Below are 26,005 nucleotides of genomic sequence, written 5' to 3'. Positions count from 1 at the left end.
CGGCTACTCCCGCAACCGGTCGCGGTGGTCGACCTGCACGGTCTGGCCACCCTCGCGGAGATGCCTGGCCACCTCCTCCGACAGGGCAACCGAGCGGTGCTTGCCGCCGGTGCAGCCGATGGCGATGGTGAGGTACCGCTTGCCTTCCCGCCTGAACGCCGGGACCATGAGGTCCAGCAGCGGCAGCAGCCGGTCGAGGAACCCCTGCGCTTCGTCCTGGCCCAGCACGTAGTCGCGCACCGGCGCGTCGAGGCCCGTGAAGGGCTTCAGCTCGGGGACCCAGTGCGGGTTCGGCAGGAAACGAACGTCGAGGACGAGGTCGGCGTCCCGCGGGGTGCCGTGCTTGAACCCGAACGACACCACGTTGGTGACCATCACCGTGTCGCCGGGGTTGCCGAAGGCGTCGACGAGCTTGTCCCGGAGCTCGTGCACGTTCAGGCGAGTGGTGTCCACGACCAGGTCCGCGTCGGCGCGCAGCTCGGCGAGCAGCTCGCGCTCGCGGGCGATGCCCTCCACGACCCGGTCACTCCCGGCCATGGGGTGGACGCGGCGGGCCGCCTCGTAGCGCTGGACCAGCGCCTGGGTGGATGCCTCGAGGTACAGCATCCGCACGCTCAGGCCACGTTCCTCCAGCGAACGGATGGTCTGGCGCAGGTCACCGAAGAACGCCCGTCCACGCACGTCCATGACGAGGGCGATGCGGCTGACGTCGGCGCCCGGGCCGGTGGCGAGCTCGACCACCGAGTCCAGCAGCTGCGGCGGCATGTTGTCGATGACGAAGTAGCCGAGGTCCTCCAGGACCTTGGCGGCGGTCGTCCGGCCGGCACCGGACATCCCGGTGATGATCGCGATGGTGGGCTGCATCGGCGCCGAGCCTAACCGGCCCGGGCCGGCCCGGGCGGGATGGTCCGCCGCATCGTGGCTACCGCTCCACCGGGGTGCGCCGGCGCCCCGGCCGCAGGTGGTCGTGGATCGTGCGGGCCAACCCCTCGCTGATGCCCGGGACCTCCTCGAGGTCCGCGACGGTGGCCTCCTTCATCGCCCGGACCGTGCCGAAGTGGCCGAGCAGCGCCTTGCGTCGCGCCGGGCCGACGCCGGGGATCTCGTCGAAGACGCTCTCCACCATCTCCTTGCCGCGCAGGCTGCGGTGGTAGGTGATGGCGAACCGGTGGGCCTCGTCGCGGATCCGCATGACGAGGAACAGGGCCTCGGAGGACCTGGGGAGCATGACCGACTCCGAACGCCCGGGCCGGAACACCTCCTCCATCTTCTTGGCCAGCGACGCCAGCTCGACCCCTTCGATCCCGAGCTCCTCCAGCGCACGGTTGGCAGCGTTGAGCTGCCCCTTGCCGCCGTCGATCAGCACCAGGTTGGGTGGGTAGGCGAACTTGCGGGGTTTGCCGTCCTCGTCCTCCAGCGGCAGGTCACGTTCGGCCAGGTACCGCTTGAACCGCCGGGTGATGACCTCGTGCATCATCGCGAAGTCGTCCTGTCCGACCACCCCGTTGATCCTGAAGCGGCGGTACTCCGACTTGCGGGGCAACCCGTCCTCCATCACCACCATCGACGCGACGGAGTTGGTCCCCTGCAGGGTGGAGATGTCGTAGCACTCGATGCGCAGCGGCGCCTGCTCGAGGCCCAGGCCCTCCTGCAGCTCCTTGAGCGCCTGCGATCGGGCGTTGAAGTCCTTGGCCCGCTTCAACCGGTGCTGCTGGAACGCCTCGCGGGCGTTCTCCTCCACCGTGTCGAGGAACGCCCGCTTCGCACCCCGCTGGGGCACGCGGATGACCACCCGGGAGCCGCGCAGCTCCGACAGGAGCTCCTCCAGCGTCTCGTGGTCCTCGGGCAGCTCGGGGACGAGGACCTCCTTGCCCACCAGGTGGGTGGCGTCACCCTCGGGCTCCTTGATGAGGCCGTCGGCTCCGCCCTTGGCGGTGGCGGTCAGGGCCTTCGCCCCGCTGCCCAGCGTGTGGGCCCGCTCGGAGTAGACCTGGACCATGAACCGCTGAACCAGACCGGCCATGTCGAGCGCCTCCACCCGATCCACGGTCCAGCCCTTGCGGCCGACGACCCGGCCGTTGCGCACGAAGAAGACCTGGAAGGCGACCTCGAGCTCGTCGGCGTGCCACGAGATGGCGTCGAGGTCCTCACGCTTGCCGGTCACCATGACCTGCTTGGCCAGCGCCGTCCGCATGGCCTTCAGCTGGTCACGGATCCGGGCGGCCGCCTCGTAGTTCTGCTTCTCCGCCTCGGAGGCCATGGCGGCCTCCAGCGCCTCGACCGCCCCTTCGGTGTCACCGTCGACGAAGGCCATGAGGTCCTCGACGAGCGCGAGGTGCTCCTCGGGTGACACCTCACCGGTGCACGGGCCGCTGCACTTGCCGATGTGGAACAGCAGGCAGGGTCGGCCGGCACGCTGGTGCCGATCGAAGACACCCTTGCTGCAGGTCCGGACCGGGTAGACGCGCAGCAGCATGTCGAGGGTGTCGCGAATCGCGTAGGCGTGCGCGAACGGCCCGAAGTAGCGGCTGCCGTCGTTGCGCGGGTTGCGCCGCACCATCGCCCGCGGCACCTCCTCCCCCAGCGTGATCGCGAGGTAGGGGTAGGACTTGTCGTCGTTGTAGCGGACGTTGAACCGCGGCCGGTGCTGCTTGATGAGGTTGTACTCGAGGTGCAGCGACTCGACGTCGGAGGCGACGATGATCCACTCGACGGACGCGGCGACCTCCAGCATCCCCCGGGTGCGCTGGTGCAGGTTGCTGACGTCCTGGAAGTACGACGACAGCCGGGCCCGCAGGTTCTTGGCCTTCCCGACGTACACCACGCGCCCGTGGCGGTCACGCCACAGGTAGCAGCCCGGGTCCGTCGGGATCGTGCCGGGATCGGGTCTGAAGGAGAGTGCGGGGTTGGACACCATCGGCCCTCCCAGCCTGCCAGCCGGCGCAGCGGACAGCCCATCACTCGCACCCCTGGTGACCCGCGCCGCCCCTTAGGTGTGCCTTACCTCACCGAAGTCGTTACCATCGGCCTCCGTGACCGCCGTCGACATCCAGCCGTCCTCGCCTGCCCGGCACCTCGTGCCCGGGGCGGCATCCCTGCATGTCACCGACGCGCGGGTCCACCTGGGCGGCGTGGAGATCCTGCACGGGGTCGACCTGCAGGTACCGACCGGACGAACCCTCGCGCTGCTGGGTCCCAGCGGCTGCGGCAAGACCACGCTGCTTCGCGCGGTTGCCGGCCTGCAGCACCTGTCCACCGGCCGGATCCACGTCGGCGAGGACGACATCACCGACGTGCCGGCCGAACGCCGCAACGTCGGGATGGTCTTCCAGGACGGCGCCCTGTTCCCCCACATGACCGTGGCGGCCAACGTCGGCTTCGGGCTGGACCGGGCCGCACGCCGGGGGCCGGCGGTCGACGAGGCGCTGGAGATGGTCGGCCTGGCCGGCTTCGGGCCGCGCATGCCGAGCACCCTGTCCGGCGGGCAGCAGCAACGGGTTGCGCTGGCGCGCGCCCTGGTTGCCCAGCCACGGGTGCTGCTGCTGGACGAACCCTTCTCCTCCCTCGACGCCGGCCTGCGCGGCCAGATCCGCGCCGACGTCGCCCGCCTGCTGACCGAGCTGGAGATCACCGCGGTCGTCGTCACCCATGACCAGGAGGAAGCGTTCCTCCTGGGCCACGAGGTGGCCGTCATGATCGCCGGTCGCATCCACCAGCAGGCACACCCCGCCGACATCTACGCCGCCCCCGCGACACGGGAGGTCGCCGAGTTCCTCGGCGATGCCAACCTCGTCGCCGGCCACGCGTCGGGCACGGCGGCCGAGACGATGCTGGGCGCGGTCCCGCTGGCTGCCGACGCGACCGGGGCGATGGACGTGCTCGTCCGGCCCGAACACCTCCGCATGACGCCGGGAGGGCCCATGACGGTCCGCGCGGTGGAGTACTACGGCCACGACGCCATCACCGAGCTGACCGGGCCGGCCGGGACCCTGCGGGTTCGCACGATGTCGCTGCCGCCCTACCGGGCTGGCGACCCCGTGGCGCTGACCTACGACGGTCCCCCCACGGCGGCGTACCGCGCCGATTCGACAAGTTAGGTCAGGTTCACCTAACCTTCTCGCGATGTCATCCGTACTCGTCACGGGCGGCGCCGGCTTCATCGGTGCGTCCCTGTGCACCCGCCTGCTGGACGACGGCCACCGTGTCGTCGTCGTCGACCGTGTGCCCGATGCCCGCCGCGGTCGCACCGTGGCCGAACTCACCGAGCGGGCCGGACCCGGGATGCTCGAGGTCGTCGTGGCGGACCTCGCCGACCTCGACCTTCCGTCGCTGCTGCGTCGCGTCGATGCGGTCGTCCACCTGGCCGGTCGCCCCGGCGTGCAGACGAGCTGGGCCGAGGGGTTCGAGGACCACCTGCAGGAGAACGTCGCGCTGTCCCAGCACCTGCTGGAGGCCGCGCTCGACGCACCGCTGCAGACGATCGTCATGGCGTCCTCCAGCTCGGTCTACGGCGAGGCCGGCGGCGACGGCCCGGTCCGCGAGGACGTGACGCTGCGACCGATCAGCCCCTACGGCGTGTCCAAGGCCACCCTGGAGATGCTGGTCGGCACCTACGCCCTCCGTGGCGTTCCCGCCGTCGCGCTGCGCTACTTCAGCGTGTACGGCCGACGCCAGCGGCCCGACATGGCCGTCGCACGGATGGTCGAGGCCCTGCGGGGCGGTGCGCCCTTCCCCCTTCGCGGGGACGGCACCCAGGCCCGCGACATGACCCACGTCGACGACGTCGTGGAGGCCACGATGCGGACGCTCGAGGTCGAGCTGCGACCGGGCACGGTCGTCAACGTCGGCAGCGGGACTCCCGTCACGCTCTCCGAGACCCTGGACGCCGTCGGCCGCCTCTGCGGTCGGCCGGTCCCCGTCGTGCCGGTGGGCGCAGTCCCCGGCGACCCCCGGCGGACCTGGGCCGACCTCGACCGGGCCGAGCGGCTGCTCGGCTGGCAGCCCCGTACCGGCCTCCTCGACGGGCTGCGCGACCAGCTCGCCCGGGATGGCGCTGACCTGCTCGCCGAGTCCTCGTTGTCGGCGCCGGGCCGTACCTGACCGCATCCGCCACACCAACCCCGATCACCCCCGATCCGCAGTGACTGGAACGACCATGCCCGTGACCACCGCGTCTCCCCGCCCCAGGCGCACCGCCCGCACGACGCGGCGTGTGCTTGCCCTCGCCCTCGTGTCGGCCCTCGCCCTGACGGCGTGCGGCAGCGACGACGGTGCGTCGGTCACCACGCTCGGTGAGGAGGACGGCAGTTCGTCATCGTCGGCGTCCGGCTCCTCCTCGTCGTCGGCCTCGTCCTCGGCGTCGGCGACCGGCACCGGCGAGCTGGCCTGTGCCCCCGTCAACCCCGACATGGAAGCCGACGCGATCGAGACCATCGACATCGTCGCCGTCGACTACGGCTACGAGCCCGAGTCCGTCGAGGCACCCTCAGGCATCGTGACGTTCGCGTTGGACAACCAGGGCGCGGAGAACCACGAGCTGGCGTTCCTGCCCGGCGGCGGCGAGGTGCCCTTCACCGACGGCGCCCCTGACGAGGCTGCGCTCGAGGACGCCGGCGCCTTCGAGCTCGAGGCCTTCAGCTCCGGCCAGACCTGCAACGCCACCTACGACCTCGAGCCGGGCGAGTACACCCTCTTCTGCATCATCGAGACCGCTGACGGCGAGACCCACTACGAGCTGGGCATGCAGGGCACGCTCACCGTCTCCTGATCGACGACTCATGATGACCGACGTCCGTGCCGGGCAGGCCACCGGCCGCGCCCTCCTGACCCGTTGGGTCGTGGCCAGCGCCCTCGTGGCGCTGGTCGGATCCCTCGTGGGCGTTGGCGCTCGGGCCACCTACGGCGCACGGACGTCGGGCGACGAGCCCTACTACCTGCTCACCGCGCTGGGCCTGGCCCGGGACGGCAGCCTCGACATCGCCGACGAGATCGAGGAGGAGGCCTTCCGGCCCTTCCACGAGATCGCGCTCGACGAGCAGACCACCCCGCTGGACGCGAGCGGCCGACGAGTCAGCCCGCACGACCCACTGCTGGGTGTGCTGCTGGCCCCCGCCATGGCCCTGCCACCGGACGCGGCGTGGCCGGCGGCCAAGGCCACCCTGGCGATCCTCGCCGCCCTGCTGGCCGGGCTGACCACCTGGGTCGCCGTGCGGCGCTTCGAGGTGCGACCGGCGGTTGCCGGGTTGGTCGTCGGTGGCCTGTCCGCGGCGATGCCGCTGGCCAGCTACGGCACACAGGTCTATCCGGAGGTGCCCGCGGCCCTCGCCGTCATGGTCGCCGTGGCCGTGCTGACCGCCCCGCGTGTCGGGCTGCGCCATGTCCTCGGGTTCGTCGCCGCCATCGTTGCCCTGCCGTGGCTTGCGGTGAAGTACGCGCCCGTCGCGGCCGTGGTGGTGCTGCTCGCGGGAGTCCGATGGTGGCGTGACGGGCACCGACAGCTCGTCTGGGTGGGTGCGGGCCTCCTCGGCCTGGCGGGGATCGCCTATCTCGGGCTCCACCAGCTCTGGTACGGCGGCTGGACCGTCTACGCCGCTGGCGATCACTTCGTGTCCGGGGGGGAGCTGTCGGTGGTCGGCAACGCCCCCAACCCGTTCGGACGTGCCAAGCGCCTGGTCGGGCTGCTGGTCGACGCCGACTTCGGCATCGCCGCGTGGACACCGGCGTGGTTCGCCCTGCCGGCAGCCGTCGCCGTGGTGCTGCGCCAGCGGGTGACCGACCGCTGGGCGCTGCTCGCCCCTGCCGCCGGCGGCTGGCTGACGGCCACCTTCGTCGCCCTGACCATGCACGGTTGGTGGTCCCCCGGCCGGCAGGTCGTGGTCGTCCTGCCGCTGCTGGTGATCGTCCTCGCCCGGGCCGCGGACACGCTGCTGCGGTCCCGAACGGCGTTCACCGCCGGGCTCGCTGCCCTGCTGAGCGGCATCGTCGGATGGGTCTGGCTGGCCGTGGAGGCCACGACCGGCGGACCGGTCCTGATCGTGGACTTCGCCGAGTCGGGATCGCCGATCCGGCGGGCGCTGATCGGGCTCCTGCCGGACGGCCGGCGCGCGGGGGTCGCCGACGACGTCCTCCTGCTCGTCTGGGCCGTGCTGCTGGTCGGGTCGGCCGTGGCCGCGTGGCGCCGCGCCGGTCGTGCCGACGTCGTGACGGCGTCGGACGAGGCCGTCGACGTGCGGCGACTCGTCCGCGCGGGTGCGATCGCCGTCGGGTCGGTGCTGGCGGTCGGCGTCACCGTGTGGGGCGTCCGGACCGTCGACACCGCTGCCCTTCGAACCGCGTGGGACACGCTGTCGGCATCGCCCGGACGGCTGCTGCTGGGCCTGGCGTCCTTCGGCCTGGCGTTCGTCCTGCGAGCGGTCGCCTGGCAGCGAGTCCTCCCCCGCCTGTCGTTCGGCCAGGCCCTGGCGGGCATCCACCTGGCGCTGGGCGGCAACCACGTCCTCCCGCTGCGGATGGGCGAACCCCTGCGTGTGGTGTCCGTCGTCCGCCGCGCGGGCGTCGAGGCCGGGGCGGCGACGGCGTCGACCGTGCTGCTGCGCAGCGGCGACGTCCTGGTCCTCCTGGTCCTCGGGATGCTGGCCGGCCCGGCCGTCGTCACCCGCATGCTGGGGCCCATCGGTGGGGTCGTCGCCGGCATCGTCGCGGCCCTCGGTGTGGCCGCTTGGCTGGTCATCGCCCGCCGCACCTCCCCCACGTCGGCAGCCGCCGGTCCTCTCCCCGCAGGGGGGCTGCCGGGCCTGTCGGTCATCGGCCTGACCGCCGCTGCCTGGCTGCTGGAGGCCGTCCTCGTCCACCAGGTCGCGGGCGTCTTCGGGGTCCAGCTGACCGCCGCGGAGTCCGTCGTGGTGCTGGCCGCCGCCATCGCAGGCCAGCTCGTCGCGGTCGCGCCGGGCGGTATCGGCTCCTACGAGGCCGCTGCCACCGCCGGGCTGGCTGCCGCCGGGGTTCCCGTCGCCACGGGCCTCGCCATCGCGATCGGCCTGCACGCCGTGAAGACCGCCTACAGCATCGCGGTCGGGGCCGTGGCCCTCTGGGTCCCCTCACCCGGCCTGCTCGGCAACCTCCGGCTGCCGCGGCGAGCCGTCGAGCGTCCCGTCCCGGCGAGGGCCACCGAACCGGATGCCCCGGTCGTGCTGTTCATGCCCGCGCACAACGAGGGCCCGCGGGTGGCCGACGTCGTCCGTCGCGCCCCCTCCACCGTGCATGGCCACCCGGTGGTCGTCGCCGTCATCGACGACGGGTCGACCGACGACACGGTGGCCGAGGCGGTCGCCGCCGGCGCCGTGGTCGTCCCCCACCCCACCAACCTGGGCCTCGGCGCGGCGGTGCGGACCGGGCTCGGCTGGGCGGTCGAGCAGCACGCAGCTGCGGTCGCCTTCTGCGATGCCGATGGCGAGTACGACCCCGCGGAGCTCGGCAACCTGGTCGCCCCGATCCTGGACGGTGACGCCGACTACGTGGGCGGCAGCCGGTTCGCCGGAGACATCGAGTGGATGCGGCCCCATCGTCGTGCAGGCAACCTCGTCCTGACGGCGTGGGTCCGCTGGACCGTCCGCCAACCCGTCAGCGATGGCCAGACCGGCTACCGGGCCTTCTCCCCCGGCGCCGCCGCCGACGCCCAAATCCCGCACGACTACAACTACGCCCAGGTCCTCACCATCGACCTGCTCGGCCGTGGCTACCGCTACGCCGAGGTGCCCATCACCTACCGCTTCCGCGAGTCCGGGCGCAGCTTCGTTCGCCTCGGTCGCTACCTGCGTCGGGTCGTCCCGACCGTGTGGCGGCAGCTGAACTCCCCTCGACTCGCCGCGTAGGTGACCGTTGCCCACCGCCCGACGCCCAGTCCACAGCCCCAACGATCGACAGGAAGACCCCACCGTGCGTTCCCACTCCATGCCTGACCGCCTCGCCTCGCCGCGCCTGCGGACGGTCGCCATCGCGATGTCCCTCTCCGGCGCCCTGCTCCTGGGTGCCTGCGCCACCGACGACGGCGCCACCGTCCGCGAGATCGGCACCGAGGACGGCAGCAGCGCGTCCTCGTCGGGCAGCGCATCCGGCAGCGGCTCCGCCAGCGCGCCGGCATCCGGCAGCGGGTCGGCCAGCGGCACCGCTGCAGATGGGACGGCGCCCGAGGTCGAGCAAGTCGACGGCGACGGTGGCTACACCTACGCCTCCGACGTCTCCGCCCACCGGCTCGTGGTCCGCGACGTCTGCGTGATCAACGAGCTCCGCAGCGCCGACCCGATCGACTACGACGCCATCCGCGAGATCTACACCGACGGTGTGCACTCCGTGAACAGCGATGGCTCGGTCCGCTCCCTGGCCGGCTTCGCCACGGCGGAGGACCGCAACAACGCCGTCGCCGCCACCTTCGACGCCGCGACCCCGCTCGACGACTTCGTGACGGCCGCCCTCGATGGTGAGGGGATCTTCGCCGACGCCGGCGACGGTGCCCGCGCTCAGGGCATCGCCAAGGGTGTCCAGAACCAGATCATGGTCGCCTGGACCGTGCACGAGCTGAACGCCGCCATCGACAAGGCCGAGGCAGGCGAGCTGGACGCCGATGAGGGTGCCCCGCACAACTGGGACGAGGCCTGGGCCTTCTACCACGGGGCCGAGCCGGGCTGCGCCCCCTACGCCACCGCCGACAGCCGGGCCGACAACTTCGGCACCGCCACCGACGACGGGACCGCGCAGTCCAACGTCGCGATCCTCGCGGCCATGGAAGCCGGGCGCGATGCCCTGCTCGAGGGTGACGTCGACGCCGCCGTCGCCGCCCGTGAGGAGATCCTCCGCAACCTGATCGTCACCTACACGCAGGCGAGCGTGCGCTACGCCACCGTCGCCGCCCAGGACGTCGCCGAGGGCGACCTCGAGGCCGCCGCGGCCCACCAGGCCGAGGGCCTGGCCTTCTTCCGCGTCCTGCGGCCGCTGCTGGCCGACGCCGGCGTCGACCTGTCCACGCTCGACCTGACCGCCATCGACGCCATCTACGACCTGTCGGCCGAGCCGGGCACCGGCGACGGCGACGTGGTCCGCGAGGCACTGGCGCCCGCGCTGGCCGAGCTGGGCATCGACGACGCCGAGATCGGCACCCTGTCGTGAGCCGCCCCACCACCTCCACCCGCATCGTGAGGGTCGTCCTCGCCGCAGCCATGCTGCTGACGCTCGGCGCCTGCTCCACTGGCGGCGACGACGTCGTCACCATCTACTCGGGGCGGGGTTCCAGCCTGGTCAACCCGATCCTCGAGCAGTTCGCCGAGGAGACTGGCATCTCGGTGGAGGTCCGCTACGGCGACTCCGCGGAGCTTGCCCTGCTGATCCAGCAGGAGGGTGACCGGACTCCCGCCGACGTCTTCTACAGCCAGTCCCCCGGCGCGACCGGGTTCCTGTCCGGTGAGGGCATGCTCGCGCCGCTGCCACAGGAGACCCTCGACCTCGTCGACGAGCGCTTCCGCAACGCCGACGGCCTGTGGGTCGGTGTGAGCGGTCGACAGCGTGTCCTCGTCCACAACGAGGACCTCGTCGATCCGGCCGAGCTGCCCGAGTCGGTCTTCGAGATCCTCGAGCCGCCGCTTGCCGGGCGGGTCGCCGTCGCCCCCTCCAACGGCTCGTTCCAGGACTTCGTGACCGCGATGGTGCAGGTCGAGGGCGAGGCGCGGACCGTGGAGTTCCTCGAGGGGCTGGTCGAGACGGGCGCGCCCACCTACGCCAACAACAACGCCATCGTCGAGGCCGTCGGCCGCGGCGAGGTCGCGATGGGCCTGGTCAACCACTACTACAACTACCGGTTCCTCGAGGAGGACCCCGGTCTGCCCTCGCGCAACCACCTGCTGGCCGGCGACGACATCGGCGCCCTCCTGATCGCCTCGCCCATCAGCGTCGTCGAGGGCACCGACCAGGCCGACGAGGCCCGGCAGCTGGTCGAGTTCCTCCTGGCGGCGGAGGCACAGACCTACTTCGCCGAGGAGACCTTCGAGTACCCGCTGGCCGTCGGAGTGGAGCCTGCCGACGGCGTCCCGCCGCTGGCTACGCTGGACGTTCCCCCCTTCGACATCGACGAGCTCGGTGGCGGACTCGAACACACGCTGGAGCTGATCCGGGAGAGTGGCCTCGCCAGCTGATCCGATCACGACGGCCCCGTCCCCTGTGGACGGGGCCGACGACGGTGCGCCCCGGACCGCGGCCGGCGACACCGGCGGCCGTGGGCTGCGCGTCGGATCCCTGGCGCTCGCGGCGGTGTTCGCCCTGCCGCTGCTGTTCCTCGTCCAGCAGTCGTGGACCCTCGGTGCCCCGGTCGTCGAGGCGTTGACGGACCCGTCGAACCTCGCACCGCTGTGGCGCAGCCTCGTGCTCGGGGCGAGCGTGGCGCTGACCACCTCGGTCCTGGGAACGGCGTGCGCCTGGCTGGTCGCACGCACCGACCTGCCGGGCGCCAGGGCATGGGGAATCATGCTGGCGCTGCCGTTGGTGCTGCCGTCCTACATCGGCGCGTTCACGATCCAGGCGGCCCTGGCACCCGGCGGCCTGACCGACGAGGTCCTCGGGCTGTCCCTGCCCGCGGTGGAGGGTTTCTGGGCGGCGCTTGCCATCCTGACGCTGCTGACCTACCCCTACGTCTTCCTGCTGGTCGTCGCCCGACTGCGGCAGCTGCCCGCCAACCTCGAGGAGTCCGCCCGGTTGCTCGGCACGTCACCGGCGACCATCTTCCGCCGGGTCGTCCTGCCGCAGGTGACGCCGGCCATCCTCGCCGGGGCGCTGCTGGTGTTCCTGTACGCCGTCTCCGACTTCGGCCTGCCCCAGCTGCTCCGCTACGACACCCTCACCCGCGTGATCTTCGGCAACCTGCTGGATCGACCGGTGTCCAGCGCGTTCGCCCTGCAGCTGGGCGTGCTGGCCCTGCTGACCGCGGCGCTGGAACGGGCGGCCACGAGCCGGCTGCGGGGGCTCGACAGACAGTCCTCGGTGCGGGGGCGTACCGGGTTGCGCTGGGCGATGGGCCGTCGACGCCCGCTGGGCCTGCTGTTCGTGGCCGGCGTGACGACGGCTGCGCTGGTGGGCCCCCTCGTCGTGCTGGTCTACTGGGCCGTCCGCGGCCTGTCGGCCGGCAGCACCCGGGCGAGTTCGGTCCTCAGCGATCCGTCGCAGCTGCTGTCGCCGCTGCTGGGCAGCGCCACCGCCGGCATCCTCGCGGCGGTGGTGGCCGCCGTGGTGGTCCTGCCGATCGCGTTCCTGACCGTCCGACGTCGCGGTCGTGCGGCCGACACCGCCAACGGGCTGGTCATCACCGGGTTCGCGCTGCCCGGCCTGATCATCGCGCTGAGCCTCTCGTTCTTCGTCCTCCGCGGCCCCAGCGTCGTCGCAGCGCTGTACCAGACGCTGCCGTTGCTGGTGATCGCCTACGTCGTGCACTTCGGCGCACAGTCGCTGCGAGCGTCCCAGGTCGGGGTCGAGGCGCTGCCCGACAGCGTCGTCGAGGCCGCCCGCACGCTCGGGGCCGGTCGGTTCAGGCGACTCGTCCGGGTCGAGCTGCCGATGATGCTGCCGTCGGTGCTGGCCGGCGGTGGCCTGGTGCTGCTGTCGACCCTGAAGGAGCTCCCCGCCACACTGCTGCTGAGCCCGCCAGGTTTCCGCGCGCTGGCCACCGACGTGTGGGCAGCCACACAGGACGCGTTCTGGGCCGAGGCCAGCATCGTCGCCCTGGTGCTGGTGCTGCTGTCCGGCGTGCTGACCTGGCTGCTGGTGCTGCGCCGCACCGACGCGCTGGCCTGATCGGCCTGGTCGGCCAGCGCGATGTTTCGGTCCCCCGGGGGTCCCGGGTAGGCGTTCGAGTACAGCCACTTCACGCGATCCAGTGAGGAGTGACACGTTGAACACCCTGACCGAACACCTTTCGCACCGTCCGATGCGCAGCGGAGTCCGCGCGTCGTTGGTGGTCGTCCTCGCGATCCTCGCGTTGGCCGCGGCCAGCCTCGTCGTCGCCCCGATCGCCTCGGCCGTCGAGGACGTGCAGCCGGCCCGTGCCGAGGGACCCACCCGGCTCGAGACCGCCGTCGCCACTGCCGAACGTGCCTATCCCGAGGGCAGCGACGAAGTCGTCGTCGGTCCGTCCGATGACTTCACCCACACCCTTGCGGGGGCCGCGCTTGCCGGTGCGCTCGATGCACCCATGCTGCTGACCCCGCCGGACTTCCTCGCCGACACCACCGCTGACGCCCTGCGGACCATGGCCGCGGAGCGCGTGACCCTGCTGGGCGGCCCTGCGGCCATCACCAGCGACGTCGAGGACGAGCTCGCCGAGGACTACGCCGTCACCCGCGTCGGCGACGACGACCCCTACGAGTCCGCGGCGAACATCGCCCAGACCACCCGCTCCATCGCCGGTGGCCTGCCCGAGCTCGGGGCAGAGGACCTGCCCACCGTCGTGCTCGCAAGCGGCACCGACTTCCCCGACGCCCTCTCCATCAGCGGTCCCGCCAACGACGGCGCCATCCCGCTGCTGCTGACCGACCCGACCAGTCTTCCCGAGGCAACCCGGGATGCGCTCGTCGACCTCGATCCCGAACACGTGATCGCCATCGGTGGCCCCGACGCCATCAGCGATGACGTCCTCGACGAGATCGAACGCGACGGCCGCCTGACGACCCGCTTGGGTGGCATCAACCGTACCGACACCGCCGCGATCGTGGCCGACTGGTTCCTCGACGCCGGCTGGTTCGAGGACACCACCGCCATCCTTGCCGCAGGCGATGCCTTCCCCGATGCCGTGACCGCTGGACAGCTGTCCGGCCAGCTCGAGGCGCCCATCCTGCTGACCGCCAACCGCGACCTGCTCGGCGAACAGGCCGGCTCGTGGTTCACCGAAAGCTGCCCGACCCTCGAGGTCCTGCAGATCGTTGGTGGCCCCGAAGCCGTGTCCGTCGATGTCGCCAACGGTGCCGAAGGGCTCGCCGAGTCCTGCGCCGACAACGGCGACGGGGGTGACGACACCCCGGCCGTGACGCAGACCTACACGGTCACGCCGCAGCAGGCCCTCAGCACCGAGGCCCCGGGCGTGCACGACTTCACGATGGCCCGCCGCTACGACGGAGAGCCGATCGACGGTCCGCTGGACCTCGTGCTCTTCCCGTGCGAGAACGCCGACGTGACCGGCTCGGACGTCGACACGTTCGTCGACGCCGACAACGACGGCGATGCCGACGGGTTCGCCACGACCGACACCGGCCAGGCTCGCATCGCGCAGGTCAACGGTGTGGACGTGGACGACAGCGCCATCTTCCTGGCCGAGGTCGACGAGGACGGCGACATCGACGTTCGCCTTGCCTCGCAGTCCCCGGACTGCACCGTGCTGGTCGTCGTGGACGGCAACGGCAACGGTGCGCTGGACCTCGACGCCAACGGCACCCCCGTGGAGAAGTACGGCGTGGGCAAGGCCGAGTGGACCTGATCCCACCTGGTTGACCCCACCCCCCACGTGACAGCGGTCACGTACCAAGCAACCGACGGGTCGCCCACCTCGGGCGGCCCGTCCTGCTGTGTGCAGTGCCGTAAGTGAACAGTCCTGTGGGCGCTCAGTCCTCCACGACGTGGTCGTCGAACCCCGCCCGGGCACGGGCCCACCGACGCGCGTCCCAGCCGCCGTCCGGGCGCAGGCACGCGACAGCGGCCCGCGACATGTCCAGGACGTGGTGCAGGTTGTCGGCCACGCCGAGGCCCTGTCGGCCCAGGACGGTGATCCCGTCGAGCCGTTCGGTCCGGCGTTGTGCGGCGGCGACCTCCTGGATTCCGTCGACGGTGAGCAGGGGGTAGACGTTCGGCAGGCGGATGACCTCGACCGCGGCGACGTGCGGCAGCGGCAGGTCCAGCCGGGCCATGCCGTCGAGCACCATGGCGCCCAACTCGTCGTCGCTGGCCGACCAGGTCTCGTCGCCGGCCGTGCAGGGCACCTCGGCGCACAGCACCGTGACCCCGTCGGGATCAGGGCCGTCGCGGTAGTTCTTCGGCTCCGAGAGCCTGACGAAACCCACCTCGGGCGTCGGCACGTAGTGGGCGTCCCAGTCCAGCCACCGGTCCGCCTCGACCACCAGGTAGACCAGCGCGACACCGCGGTGCGCCAGTGGCACCTCCGGCAGCCCGGTGGCGGCCGCCAGCGCCGTCGGCGGGGCAGTCCACAGCACCCGGCCGGCACGGATGCAGGTCCCGTCGGCCAGCGTCGCCTCGACGCCGTCCTTGCCGGGCACCACGGCCACGGGGCGGCTGCCGATCCGCACGTCGGCGCCGCTGCGGGCCGCTTCCTCGGCCAGGCGATCGACGATCTGGCCGTAGCCCAACCGCGGATACAGGAACCGTCGCCCGGTCGGCGTCGCCGTCCGACGCAGCTTGGCCACCACGTCGCCGAGCCCGGTCAGGGCGATGCGTCGCCGGGCCAGCTCACCGGCCAGCGTCTCGGGTTCGACACCCCAGAGCTTGCGGGCGTACGGCCCGTGGAAGTCCCGGAGGACGGTCGGGCCGAGCCTCGCCCTGACGACGTCGGCGTAGGTGTCCCTGGCGGGTCGCTCGCGCCGCATCGCGCCGGTCAGCAGGTCGGTGCCGATCGATGCCGCTGTCCTCGGTGGCAGGCTGCGGGCGAGGTCCGGCGGCTGGAGGGGGAACTTCACCCAACGCTGCTGCAGCCGGAGGCGTCCGCGGCGCTGGCGCTCCTGGAGGTCATCGCCCAGCAGCTCGCGGAGCAGTCCCATCGACCCGGGCGACGCGGCAGGGTGCAGGCGGTGGCTGCCGAGGTCGACCCGTTGCCCTGCGATGTCGACGCTGGCCGCCATGCCCCCCACTCGGTGCCCGGCCTCGAGGAGCACGACACGGTGTCCTTCGCGGGCGGCCAGGAAGGCGGCAGCCAGCCCAGCTGGTCCCCCACCGACGACCAGCACCTCCGTCGACGCCGTCACGAGGCCCCCCGTCGGCGGACGTGGTGGGGGGTGGCGATCGGGGAACGGAGGGAGGGCATGGCTGCACAGAGCCTAGGCACACGCGCATGCCGAGCCGCCCGGTCGGCTGGCCGGGGCGGGTCGTCGTCCGGCGTTCCTCAGATGGGGTTGAGGAGGTGGATGGGCCGCGACTCGTGGTCCTCGATGGCTTCCATGGCTGCCGCGGTGAGGTTCCTGCCGAGGTGCTTCAGCGCACGCCCCATCGCCAGCTCCTCACCGATCATCGGGACGTCGGTGTCGTCGGGGTGGCGGTGGGACTCACCCTCGCCGCTGAACGACCCCCGCGGGGTGACGAGGGTGGCTACCGCCAGGCACTCGCCGTCCTTCTCCCGCATGGTCACGTCGATGCGGCACCCGAAGGTCGCCTCGGGCACCTCGTCGTGGTGGGCATGGTCGGCGGTGACGACCGCCGCGCCCATGCTGGGGACGAGGGTGGTCTCGCTCCCGTCGTCCCACGCCACCCGGTACAAGGGCGAGGTCACCCCGGGCTTGACGTCCAGCACGGTTCCCATCCGTGGCGGTGCGGACGGGCTGGACGAGTTCACGCAGATCCGGCCACCGGGTCGAGCGTTCATGTCGGGATCCTCCTCTTGCCGGACGATGGGACGGGAGGGTGGCGCGCGGGGGCCACGAATCGACCCTCCAGCGCCACCGTACGCCCGCGATCATCATCCCGTCCAGACATACTGAAGCTCGTTCAGGCTTCGGCGCGCGCCGCACGAACGCCGTTGGTCCACCTATGGTCGTGGTCGACACGCCAACCGGAAGGAGCCGTCGTGACCGCCTCGCTCGTCCACGCCTGTCGCCAGGCTGGTGTGGAGGACGAACGGGTCCTCGATGCCGTCCGGGCCGTCGATCGAACGGCCTTCCTCCCGAGCGCCCAGAAGCCGTCCGCCACCCGCGACGCGCCGTTGCCGATCGGGGACGGCCAGACGACCAGCCAGCCGTCGTTGATCGCCCGGATGGTGCAGGCGCTGCACCTGACCGGCGACGAGACGGTGCTGGAGGTGGGGACCGGCTCGGGCTACCAGACGGCGATCCTGTCGCGGCTGGCGCGGTCGGTGGTGTCCATCGACCGCCACCCGTCGTTGGTCGATTCGGCGACGGCTGCACTGGGCGGCCTCGACAACGTCGTGCTGGTCGTCGGTGACGGCACGCTCGGCTGGCCGGACCTCGCCCCCTACGACGCGATCACGGTCGGCGCGACCGGACCGCAGGTGCCCCCGGCACTCCTGGCGCAGCTTGCCGACGGGGGACGCCTGGTGATCCCCGTGGGACCACCCAACCGGTCGAGCCTGCAGCGCTGGATCCGGCGGGGAACCGAGTCGGTCGGGCCAGAACAGCTGATGCAGGTCCGCTTCGTGCCCCTCATCGGCGAAGCGGGCTTCGCCGACGAGGACTGACACGCCCCGGACCGCTGCCGATCAGCCCTGGAGCAGCGGTGCCAAGAACTTGCCGGTGTAGCTGTTGGGGGTCTCCACGATCTTCTCGGGCGCACCCTCACCGACGATGGTGCCGCCACCGGACCCGCCCTCGGGACCGAGATCGATGATCCAGTCGGCCGTCTTGACGACCTCGAGGTCGTGCTCGATGACGATGACGGTGTTGCCCTTGTCGACCAGGCGGTGCAGGACGTCGAGCAGGCGACGCACGTCCTCGAAGTGCAGGCCGGTCGTCGGCTCGTCGAGGATGTAGACGGTCTGGCCCGTCGAGCGCTTGCGCAGCTCCGACGCCAGCTTGACGCGCTGTGCCTCGCCGCCCGACAGGGTCGTGGCGGCCTGGCCCAGCCGGACGTAGCCGAGGCCGACGTCGACCAGCGTCTGCATGTGCGAGGCGATGGCGGTCAGGTTGGAGAAGAAGCCGAGGGCTTCCTCGATCGGCATGTCGAGGACGTCGGCGATCGTCTTGCCCTTGTAGTGCACCTGCAGCGTCTCGCGGTTGTAGCGCGCTCCCTTGCAGACCTCGCACGGCACGTAGATGTCGGGCAGGAACTGCATGTCGATCTTGATCGTGCCGTCGCCCTTGCAGTTCTCGCAGCGGCCACCCTTGACGTTGAAGGAGAAGCGTCCCGGCTGGTAGCCGCGGACCTTGGCCTCCTGGGTGGCGGCGAAGAGCTTGCGGATGTGGTCGAAGACACCGGTGTAGGTGGCCGGGTTGGACCGTGGGGTCCGCCCGATGGGCGACTGGTCGATGCCGACGATCTTGTCGACCTGCTCGAGGCCGTCGATGCCGCGATGGGCGCCGGGGACGACACGGGAGCCGTACACGTGCCGCATGAGCGAGCGCTTGAGGATGTCGTTGACCAGGGTGGACTTGCCGCTGCCGGACACGCCGGTGACGGCCGTGAACACGCCGAGCGGGAACTTGACCGAAACGTTCTGCAGGTTGTGCTCGCGGGCACCCCGCACCGTCAGGTGGTGGCCCTTCCTCGGCTTGCGTCGGGTCTCGGGGATCTCGATGCGACGCCTGCCGGACAGGTAGGCACCGGTGATGGACTTCTCGTTGTCCATCAGCCCCTTGAGCGTGCCGGTGTGGACGATCTCGCCGCCGTGCTCCCCCGCACCGGGGCCGATCTCGACCACGTGGTCGGCGGCCTCCATGGTCGCGCGGTCGTGTTCGACGACGAGCACGGTGTTGCCGAGGTCCCTGAGCCGGATCAACGTCTCGATCAGCCGCTCGTTGTCGCGCTGGTGCAGCCCGATGGAGGGTTCGTCGAGGACGTAGAGGCAGCCGACCAGGCCGGAACCGATCTGCGTGGCCAGGCGGATGCGCTGGGCCTCGCCGCCGGCGAGGGTGCCCGCCGCACGGCTGAGGGTCAGGTAGTCCAGGCCGACGTCGAGGAGGAACCGCAGGCGCTCCTGGATCTCCTTGAGCACGGGTGCGGCGATCATCGAGTCGCGGGCGTCGAGCTCGAGGCCAGCGAAGAACGCCTCGGACTCCAGGATCGACTGGGCCGACACGTCGGCGATCGACTTGCCGTCGATGAGGACGTGCAGCGGAAGGGGACGCAGGCGGGCACCGCTGCAGGTGGGGCAGGGCACCTCCCGCATGAACTCCTCGATCTTGTCCCGCTGGTAGTCGGAGTCGGTCTCGAGGTACTTGCGCTGCAGCCACGGGATCGCACCCTCGAACTGGGCGTTGTAGCTGCGCTGGCGGCCGTAGCGGTTCTTGTAGGAGACGTGGACCTTCTTGTCCATGCCGTGCAGCAGCACCCGCTTGTGCTGCGCCTTGAGCTTCTTCCACGGGGTGGTGACGTCGAAGCCCTTGACCTCGCCGACGGCGGTCAGGACCTGGGCGAAGTAGCGCTGCTGCGGTCCGGTGGAGAACGGGATGAGGACCCCGTCGGCGATGGAGATGTCCTCACCGGCGATGACCAGCTCGGGGTCGACCTCCTTGCGGATGCCCAAGCCGTCACAGGCCGTGCAGGCGCCATAAGGGGTGTTGAAGGAGAACGACCGCGGTTCGAGCTTGTCGAAGCTGAGGCCGTCGTAGGGGCAGGCGAGGTGCTCGGAGTAGATCGTGTGCTCCCCCTCGCCCTCCTTCGGGACCGTGAGCACCGCGACCACGCCCTCGGCCAGGTCCAGCGCCTGCTCGACGGAGTCGGTCAGGCGGCGCCGGTTCTCGCTGCCCTTGGCGACGAGCCGGTCGACGACCACCTCGATGTCGTGCTGCTCGTAGCGCTCGAGGTCCGGTGGGTCGGCCAGGTCGACGATCTCGCCGTTGACGCGGCCACGGGCGAAGCCCTTGGCCGACAGCTCCTTCATCAGCGTGGAGTAGTTGCCCTTGCGGCCGCGGACCACCGGGGCCAGGACCATGAACCGTTCGCCCTCGGGCATCGCCTCGAGCTGGTCGACGATCTGCTCGGCGGACTGCCGGGTGATCGGTCGGCCGCACCTGGGGCAGTGCGGCTTGCCGATGCGCGCGAACAGCAGGCGGAGGTAGTCGTAGACCTCCGTGATCGTGCCGACGGTCGACCGGGGGTTCTTCGAGGTCGTCTTCTGGTCGATCGAGATCGCCGGGGAGAGGCCCTCGATGAAGTCGACGTCCGGCTTGTCCATCTGCCCCAGGAACTGGCGGGCGTAGGCGGACAGCGACTCGACGTAGCGACGTTGTCCCTCGGCGTAGATCGTGTCGAAGGCGAGGCTCGACTTGCCGGAGCCCGACAGACCGCTGAACACGATCAGGGCATCACGGGGAAGCTCCAGGTCGACGTCCTTGAGGTTGTGCTCTCGGGCGCCGGCGATGCGGAGCGTGTCAGCTGGGGCGGAAACGGGGCTGGGGCGGGCTGAAGTCACGGCTTGCCCAACCTACCCGTGGCGGCAACGGGAGCCACATGGCAATCCTCGTGCCGGAATGGTGCAGGTGTCACTCGAACGAGTGTACGAGTTGGGTCCCGAAACGCCAGCAGGGCCTCCCCTCCCCGGGTCGGCCCTGCGGCGTGATGTCGTGCTGAGGCGGATCAGCCGAGCATCGTGCCGAGACCGGGGGCGAACACCTCGGTCCCCTCGGCCAGCTGGATGTCGAGGCCGCCGTTGGTGATCGCGTAGTCCAGCGCCTTGTTCAGGTCGCTGACGTTGTTGGACAGGGCCAGGGGGGCCAGGGCCAGGGTGGAGACGACGCCGAGGGCGCGACCCTCGCTGTCGAGGTAGGCGGAGCCGGAGTCACCGGGGATGCCGGGGCTGGTGGTGTAGACGGTGTGCAGCCAGCCGCCGGATCCGGTCTGGACGGCGTAGCCCTCCTTGCGGGAGAGGATCGAGTCGGTGGGACGAAGGCTGGAGTTGCCGTAGGAGAAGATGCGCTCACCGAGGGAGACGCCATCGGTGTTGATGCCCTGCGGACCGCCCCAGAACGGGATGGAGGGGTTGACCTTGTCGTGGTCGGCCGGGTCGATCAGGACCAGGGCGAAGTCGTTGCCGGCGCAGGCGTTGGCGTCGGTCTCGTTGGCGTCCTGCATGGCCTGCCACGACGAGTAGGCGAGGGTGCCGGGCTGGCTTGCGCCGGCGATGTCGACCTCGGTGCCGTAGGCCAGGGACTGGGTGGTGCACCCGTTGGTGTCTGTCTGGCTGCCGAGGCCCGCACAGTGGGCGGCGTAGCCGATGTACATGTCGGCCACGTCACCGGTCTGGGCATCGGTGGAGTAGAAGATGAAGTTGGCGGTGCACTGGGCGCCGTCGGTGTACATCTGCACCCCGGGGTGGATGGTGGCGTCGTCCACGGATGCCCACTGGGGGTCGGCGGTGGCCGGGGTCGAGGCGAGGGTCAGCAGCAGGACGACGAGGGTCGCCAGGGCAGGCGCGAGCAGGGAGCGGCGGGCAGCGGTCACGAGCAGGTGTCCTTGAGTAGGTGGTGCGGCGTATCGACGGGTAGACGGCGCAACCGTCGTTTCGTTAACACGGGCGAGGAACATTTCTGCGGTGGGTGCGTCGGGTAGAACGACGCCATGACGTATCCCGAGAACGGTCACGTGGAATCCGGCGGCGCGGCAGCCCAGCGAACGGTCACCCTGGAGGACGGCACCGAGGTGGTCGTCCGCAAGCAGTCGGTCGGCCCGATGGACAACAACGCCTACCTGCTGTCCTCGGCGGGCGAGGGCCTGCTGATCGACGCGGCCAACGACGCCGAGGCCCTGCTGGCCACGATCGCCGACGCGGGGGTGACGGTGACGACGATCCTGACTACGCATGGGCATGGCGACCACTGGCAAGCGCTGGAGGCGGTCGCCTCGGCCACGGGCGCGGCGGTGGTGCACCACGCAGCGGACGCCGAGATGATCCCGGTCGAGGCGTCCCGTCATGTCGACGACGGCGACGTGCTGACGTTCGGTGAGGCGTCGGTGCGGCTGATCCACAACCCCGGCCACACCCCCGGGTCGACGTCGGCCCTGCTGGGCGACCGCCACCTCTTCACCGGCGACACCCTGTTCCCGGGCGGGATTGGCAGGACCACAAGTCCCGAGGAATTTGACTCTGCGTATCGGGCCGTGACCGAGCGTCTCTTCATTCTAGACGATGAGACGTGGGTTTACCCGGGTCATGGTGATGACACGACGTTGGGGGCTGAACGGCCCAAGCTGGACGAGTGGCGGGAGCGTGGATGGTGACACGTCACGCTCCGCGATACCTTTTGGGGGGTATGCGCGCACATCTCCCGGCGGCCGCCCTGCTCGTGCTCCTCGCCGGCTGCGCCGGCACTCCCTCAACGGACGGACCGATCGACGGGGCCACCGCCGATGTCGCCGTCGGTGAGGAGTTGTACCAAGCCAACTGCGCTCAGTGCCACGGCGCCGACCTGCGCGGAACCGACCAAGGACCGCCGCACCTCGACGCCGTCTACCTCCCCAACCATCACGCCGACATCTCATTTCTCTTCGCCGTCCGCAACGGCGTCCAGCCGCACCACTGGAGCTTCGGGCCGATGCCCCCGATCGACGGGGTCAGCGACGACGACGTGACCGACATCGTCGCCTACGTCCGTGCGCAGCAGCAGGCCGCCGGCCTCCTGGACTAGTCCAGCCCGTGCGCACGCTTCGGGTGCTCCTTGCCATCGTCGCCGTGGCTGGCGCCGGCTGCCAGGCACCGGTGACCACGAACGAGCTGGTCATGGACGACTTCGCCTACCGGCCGACCACGATCAACCTTCCCGCCGACACCGAAGGGTTCGAGCTCACCCTCACCAACACAGGGACCGTTCCACACGACTTCACCGTCGATGGCCTGCCCGACGACATCCTTGTACATCTTGCCGTGTTCGAGGACGCATCGGTGCCCTATCGGCTCCCCGCACTCCCCGCCGGGGAATACGACGTCTACTGCGCGCTTGAAGGCCACCGGGAAGCAGGCATGGAGGCAAGACTGCGAGTCAGGTGAGGGAATGCTCCGAAGCACCGGGGCAGGGCGGAGATCAGCGATTAGTCTTTCCTCTCCAGGGCTGGCCGTGGAGACCGTCCATGCGAGGAGGGCGTGGTGCAGATCGATGTGCTCGGCCGGTTCGTGGTGCGGTTCGACCCCGACTCCCCGCCGATCCCCCTGCCTCTGGCGGAGCGGAGTCTGCTGGCGATGCTGGCGACGGCCGGAGGACGTGCGGTCAGCGCCGACCGCTTGATCGACGGGTTGTGGGGGGCGAGCCTGCCTGCCGACCCGGTCAACGCGCTGCAGGTGCGCGTCGCCAAGCTGCGCCGGGCGCTTCCGGGGGCCGTGATCCACGAGCCGCCCGGCTACCGCCTCGCCGACGGGGTCGAGGTCGACCTCGTGGCGTTCGAGCGGCTCCTGGCGGCCAGGCGGTTCACCGAGGCGCTGGCGCTGTGGCGTGGCGACCCGTTCCTGGAGATGATCGAGCTGGACTGGGCCCGGACCGAGAGCACCAGGCTGCTGGAGTTGCACGCGCACGCGCTGGAGGAGCTGCTGGAGCAGCGCCTGGCCGCAGGTGGCCACCAGCAGGTCATCGGCGAGGCTCGGGCGTTGCTTGCCGCGCATCCATTGCGGGAGCGGCTCCGCGGCCAGCTGATGCTGGCGCTGCACCGCAGCGGCCGCACCGCCGAGGCGCTGGAGATCTACCAGGACGGCTACCGCGTGCTCGACGAGGGCTTCGGTCTCCCGCCGTCGGCCGCGCTCCGGCAGCTGCAGGGCCAGATCCTGGCCGACGACCCCGCGCTCGCGCCGCCGGCAGCCGCGCAGGCGACCAGCGGCAACATCGGAGCCGCCCTGCACCCGCTGATCGGACGCCAGGCCGAGTTGGTTCAGATGCGCGAGGCGCTCGCGGTACACCGCGTCGTCACGGTCACCGGTCCGGGAGGTGCGGGCAAGACCACCGTCGCGCTGGCGCTCGCGCGCGAACTGACCAGCGCCCACCGTGACGGCTGCTGGCTGGTGCGCCTCGCTGAGCTGGACGACGGCGCGGCGATCCCGGCCGCGATCGCGCGGGCTATCGGCCTCGACGTCGGGCCCGACGCCGATCCGTCTACCCATGTCCGCCGTTGGGTGCACGAGCGCCGGGTCCTGCTGCTGCTGGACAACTGCGAGCATCTCATCGACGCGTGTGCGCACGTGGTCGAGGACCTGCTTGGCGCCGGCGACGGCGTCCGCGTCCTCGCCACCAGCCGTGAGGCGCTCGGCGTGCACGGGGAGGTGCAGGTGCCGCTGCCGCCACTGCCCCCGGCCGACGGCTCCAGGCTGTTCGTCGCCCGCGCCCACGCGGTGCGACCCGGGCTTGGCATCTCCGAGGACGACCCCGTGGTGGCGCAGATCTGCGAGCGTCTTGACGGCATGCCCCTGGCCATCGAGCTCGCCGCGGCGCGCGTCGGCGTCCTGGTCCCCGAGAAGCTGCTGGCACGTCTGGACGACAGCTTCGGCGTCCTCACCGCGGGACCCCGGACCGCGGAGGCACGTCACCAGACGCTCCGGGCGGTCATCGACTGGAGCTACGACCTGCTGTCGGAGGAGGCGAAACGCCTGGTGCGCCGGCTGTCCGTCTTCGCCGGTGGCTGGACGGTGGAGGCGGCCGAAGACGTGTGTGCCGAACGCGGGGTCGTCGTCCTCGACCTGCTCGACCGGCTCGTCGCGCAGTCGATGGTCACCCTCACCGACGACGGCCGGTTCGGCCTGCTGCAGACCGTCCGGCTGTACGCCGCCGAGCAGCTCCGCGCCGACCCCGACGACGCCGAGCGCACCGGCCGACGCCTCGCGGACTTCTTCACCCGGTTCGCCGAGGACGCCGAACAAGGACTCCGCGGCCCCGACCAGCGGCGCTGGCTGCTGCTGGTGGGCGCGGAGGAGGCGAACCTGCGGGCAGCTCTGGACTGGGCCGAGGCGCACACCGAGCACGAGGCCGACCTCGGGCTGCGGCTGACCGCCTCGCTCGGCTGGTACTGGTACGTCGGCCGACAAGCCGACGGACGAGGGCGGCTGGCCACCATGCTCGCCGCCGCGCCGCCGCGCCCGTCGGAGGCACGCGCGCGGGCGCTGCAGTCGCTGTCCTTGGTGCTGCGCCCCGCCGGCTGCATCGTGCACCCCCACGCGAACGCCGCGGCGGCCGCGCGAGAGAGCCGCGCGCTCCTCGAGGACCTCGGCCTAGAGGGTCCCGCGGCCGTCTCGGCGTTGCTCGCAGCCGTCGAAGGCGTCGCCGCCGCCGACCCGCTGCCGTCCGTGGCCGAGGCCGCGGCTGCGCGAGCTCGGCTGGCCGCCGTGGGCGACGCCTGGGGATCGGCGTTGGCCGACTTCGTCGAGATGGAGCTGCGGATGCACGCGGGAGACCCGGATGCGGCGATCGGGCTGGGAGAGCGCGCCGCCGCGGCCTTCGATCGGCTGGGCGACGCCTGGGGACGCTCGGCGGTGCGGCTGCACCTGGGCATGGCGATGCGTCTTGCGGGCCGGACCGACGAGGCCGAGCGGTTCCTGTCGGAGGTCGTGTCGGTCGCCACCGAGTGCGGCCTGCCGAACAACCTCCTGCGGGCGCTCGTGGAGCTCGGCGAGTCAGCATTGCACCGTGGGGACCCCGTCACGGCGGAGCGCAAGCTGTCAGAGGCCGAGCAGGTCGCCGTGCAGGTCCCGGATGCGACCTCCGAAGGGCTGATCGCACTCGGCCGCGGCACGGCAGCCCGGCTGCGAGGCGACCGTCCAGCCGCGAAGGCCCGCTACCTCGAGGCGATCGCGCACCTGGACGCCGGGGGCGTCGAGATCACCGCGGCCGCAGCGAGGGTTGGGCTCGGCGCAGCGCTGCTGGACGACGACGCCGTGGACCCGGGCGAGGTGACCGCGGTCTTGCTGGCGGCGCTCGACGCCGGGGAGCGGCACGCCGACGTGGGCGTCACGGCTGCGTCCTGCGAGCAGCTCGCGCGGGTTGCGGCGCGCGACGGCGAGGGTGTGCGCTGCAGCGCCATGCTGGCTCGGGCCTCGTCGCTGCGCCGCCTGCACCGGCTGCCGGCCCCGGCCGTGCAGCAGCGCGACGTCGAGGAGTGCGCGGACTGCGCCTGA

19 protein-coding genes are annotated in these 26,005 nt (G+C 71.4%); 13 read left to right on the top strand and 6 right to left on the bottom strand.

The window, feature by feature from the left end; all coding sequences use genetic code 11:
- Positions 1-3: 3 nt before the first annotated feature.
- On the bottom strand, positions 4-864 hold the full coding sequence (gene rapZ, locus DVS28_RS12415) for an RNase adapter RapZ (protein WP_114591731.1): 861 nt from the start codon (positions 862-864) through the stop codon (positions 4-6).
- Positions 865-922: 58 nt separating this feature from the next.
- A complete protein-coding gene (uvrC, locus tag DVS28_RS12410; RefSeq protein WP_114591730.1) occupies positions 923-2,917 on the bottom strand; it encodes an excinuclease ABC subunit UvrC in 1,995 nt (664 codons plus the stop codon).
- 115 nt (positions 2,918-3,032) lie between these two features.
- On the opposite strand from uvrC, the gene DVS28_RS12405 reads away from it, so the two are divergent.
- The 8 genes from DVS28_RS12405 to DVS28_RS12370 all read left to right on the top strand — a co-directional run bounded on the left by DVS28_RS12405 (position 3,033) and on the right by DVS28_RS12370 (position 14,503).
- Positions 3,033-4,097 (top strand): ABC transporter ATP-binding protein, encoded by a 1,065-nt coding sequence (locus DVS28_RS12405; RefSeq protein ID WP_164710447.1) that lies wholly within the window; start codon positions 3,033-3,035, stop codon positions 4,095-4,097.
- Positions 4,098-4,122: 25 nt separating this feature from the next.
- On the top strand, positions 4,123-5,100 hold the full coding sequence (locus DVS28_RS12400; RefSeq protein ID WP_114591728.1) for an NAD-dependent epimerase/dehydratase family protein: 978 nt from the start codon (positions 4,123-4,125) through the stop codon (positions 5,098-5,100).
- Positions 5,101-5,155: 55 nt separating this feature from the next.
- Complete coding sequence (locus DVS28_RS12395; protein ID WP_164710446.1) at positions 5,156-5,767, top strand: cupredoxin domain-containing protein; 612 nt, start codon at positions 5,156-5,158, stop codon at positions 5,765-5,767.
- A gap of 13 nt (positions 5,768-5,780) precedes the next feature.
- On the top strand, positions 5,781-8,870 hold the full coding sequence (locus DVS28_RS12390; protein ID WP_164710445.1) for a lysylphosphatidylglycerol synthase domain-containing protein: 3,090 nt from the start codon (positions 5,781-5,783) through the stop codon (positions 8,868-8,870).
- Positions 8,871-8,934: 64 nt separating this feature from the next.
- A complete protein-coding gene (locus tag DVS28_RS12385) occupies positions 8,935-10,161 on the top strand; it encodes an FEA1-related lipoprotein (RefSeq protein WP_216825994.1) in 1,227 nt (408 codons plus the stop codon).
- Positions 10,158-11,180, top strand: a complete 1,023-nt coding sequence (locus tag DVS28_RS12380) for an iron ABC transporter substrate-binding protein (RefSeq protein WP_114591724.1) — start codon at positions 10,158-10,160, stop codon at positions 11,178-11,180. Before DVS28_RS12385 ends, DVS28_RS12380 begins: the two co-directional genes overlap by 4 nt.
- Before the next feature lie 25 nt (positions 11,181-11,205).
- A complete protein-coding gene (locus DVS28_RS12375; RefSeq protein ID WP_114591723.1) occupies positions 11,206-12,828 on the top strand; it encodes an ABC transporter permease in 1,623 nt (540 codons plus the stop codon).
- Positions 12,829-12,925: 97 nt separating this feature from the next.
- The gene (locus DVS28_RS12370; protein WP_164710443.1) at positions 12,926-14,503 is read left to right on the top strand and encodes a cell wall-binding repeat-containing protein; all 1,578 of its coding nucleotides are present in this window, start codon (positions 12,926-12,928) and stop codon (positions 14,501-14,503) included.
- A gap of 124 nt (positions 14,504-14,627) precedes the next feature.
- On the opposite strand, the gene DVS28_RS12365 is transcribed toward DVS28_RS12370, so the two are convergent.
- Entirely contained in the window at positions 14,628-15,998 is a 1,371-nt protein-coding gene (locus DVS28_RS12365; RefSeq protein ID WP_164710442.1) for a protoporphyrinogen/coproporphyrinogen oxidase, read from the bottom strand.
- 137 nt (positions 15,999-16,135) lie between these two features.
- Complete coding sequence (locus tag DVS28_RS12360; RefSeq protein ID WP_114591720.1) at positions 16,136-16,612, bottom strand: dsRBD fold-containing protein; 477 nt, start codon at positions 16,610-16,612, stop codon at positions 16,136-16,138.
- A 201-nt stretch (positions 16,613-16,813) separates the two neighbouring features.
- On the opposite strand from DVS28_RS12360, the gene DVS28_RS12355 reads away from it, so the two are divergent.
- Entirely contained in the window at positions 16,814-17,440 is a 627-nt protein-coding gene (locus DVS28_RS12355; protein WP_114591719.1) for a protein-L-isoaspartate(D-aspartate) O-methyltransferase, read from the top strand.
- Between the two features lie 21 nt (positions 17,441-17,461).
- Here DVS28_RS12355 and uvrA read toward each other — a convergent pair whose 3' ends face one another.
- Positions 17,462-20,332, bottom strand: coding sequence for an excinuclease ABC subunit UvrA (gene uvrA / locus DVS28_RS12350; RefSeq protein ID WP_216826596.1), 2,871 nt, complete (start codon positions 20,330-20,332; stop codon positions 17,462-17,464).
- A 164-nt stretch (positions 20,333-20,496) separates the two neighbouring features.
- Entirely contained in the window at positions 20,497-21,360 is an 864-nt protein-coding gene (locus tag DVS28_RS12345; protein WP_216826595.1) for a S1 family serine peptidase, read from the bottom strand.
- Between the two features lie 117 nt (positions 21,361-21,477).
- On the opposite strand from DVS28_RS12345, the gene DVS28_RS12340 reads away from it, so the two are divergent.
- From DVS28_RS12340 to DVS28_RS12325, 4 genes are all read left to right on the top strand, one after another.
- Entirely contained in the window at positions 21,478-22,137 is a 660-nt protein-coding gene (locus DVS28_RS12340) for an MBL fold metallo-hydrolase (RefSeq protein ID WP_114591718.1), read from the top strand.
- 32 nt (positions 22,138-22,169) lie between these two features.
- A complete protein-coding gene (locus DVS28_RS12335; RefSeq protein ID WP_114591717.1) occupies positions 22,170-22,544 on the top strand; it encodes a c-type cytochrome in 375 nt (124 codons plus the stop codon).
- 8 nt (positions 22,545-22,552) lie between these two features.
- Positions 22,553-22,903: a cupredoxin domain-containing protein gene (locus tag DVS28_RS12330; RefSeq protein WP_114591716.1), complete on the top strand. Its 351-nt coding sequence runs from the start codon at positions 22,553-22,555 to the stop codon at positions 22,901-22,903.
- A gap of 96 nt (positions 22,904-22,999) precedes the next feature.
- Positions 23,000-26,005 (top strand): AfsR/SARP family transcriptional regulator, encoded by a 3,006-nt coding sequence (locus tag DVS28_RS12325; RefSeq protein WP_164710440.1) that lies wholly within the window; start codon positions 23,000-23,002, stop codon positions 26,003-26,005.

It is taken from the genome of Euzebya pacifica, from assembly GCF_003344865.1.
GTDB lineage: Bacteria > Actinomycetota > Nitriliruptoria > Euzebyales > Euzebyaceae > Euzebya > Euzebya pacifica.
Note: the sequence above shows the minus strand (reverse complement) of the source record. Positions and strands in the feature narration are given on the sequence as shown.